The 379-nt window shown below is 55.9% G+C and carries 1 protein-coding gene; it reads right to left on the bottom strand.

All coding sequences use genetic code 11. The features are described from left to right. Positions 1 to 379, bottom strand: a 379-nt coding sequence (locus D7Y13_RS45020) for a hypothetical protein (protein ID WP_208734781.1), incomplete at both ends; no start/stop codon positions are given.

The raw sequence follows: 379 nt of genomic DNA, 5'->3' as shown, positions 1-379 counted from the left end.
ATGTTTTGCGGCTTTAGCTCTGCGCTAGTGTAGCCCTCAAAATAGGCGTCAAAAAATGGACTGCGCTGCGGCTGTTCGCCCGTCTTTTTGGGCAGCTTGGTGAAGTCAACCACCTGTTTGTCAAGCTGCTTGAGCGCGTGGGCAAAAATTTGGCCGTGGCGCTTTTCGTCTTGGGCATGGCGATAGAGCCGTTCAGACAGCCACAGATCTCCTTCCTCAGCGGCTCGCTGGCTCAAAGCTTGAAGCATGGGCACAGAGCCAGATTCGGCAAGCTGAAACCCGGCCAGCATGTTGGGACGGGTTTGCGGATCGCGGATGTTGCGAGCGGTGATGTAGGCGACCGCACCGGAACCCGCGAGATGAAGAACTTGAGTAAGAA

This window comes from Corallococcus praedator (assembly GCF_003612125.1).
In the GTDB taxonomy this organism is placed as follows: Bacteria; Myxococcota; Myxococcia; order Myxococcales; family Myxococcaceae; genus Corallococcus; species Corallococcus praedator.
The sequence above is the reverse complement of the archived record's forward strand: the minus strand, read 5'-3'. Positions and strand labels throughout refer to the sequence as shown.